The following is a 371-nucleotide window of genomic DNA, read 5'->3' on the forward strand; positions in this document are numbered from 1 at the left end:
ACGTGGCCCTGGACGAGATGGCCGCCCAGGCGCCCGCCGAGCGCCATGGGGCGTTCGAGGTTGACGCGGGAGCCCACGGTGAGCGCCCCCAGGGAGGACCGCCGGAGGGTCTCCGCCATCACGTCCGCGGTGAACTCGCCGTCGGCGTGGTCGACCACGGTGAGGCAGACGCCGTTGACGGCGATCGAGTCGCCGTGCCGGGCGCCCTCGGTGACGAGCGGGCCGCGCAGCCGGAAGCGGGCGGAGCGGTCGGGGGCGGCCGCGGCGGAGCCGGAGGGGGCGTCGTCGCCGAGCAGCTCGACGGCGACGACCTCACCCAGTTCTTCGACGATTCCGGTGAACACGTCAGATCTCCTGAGGGGTGGTGGATA

Annotated in this window: 1 protein-coding gene; it reads right to left on the reverse strand. The window is 73.6% G+C overall.

Going from position 1 to position 371, the window contains the following annotated elements:
- Nucleotides 1-344: riboflavin synthase (locus tag ACSNOD_RS31825; protein ID WP_436770529.1), on the reverse strand; the 344-nt coding region annotated here is incomplete at its 3' end.
- Nucleotides 345-371 lie beyond the last annotated feature (27 nt).

Source organism: Streptomyces sp. URMC 123, assembly GCF_051386515.1.
GTDB lineage: Bacteria > Actinomycetota > Actinomycetes > Streptomycetales > Streptomycetaceae > Streptomyces.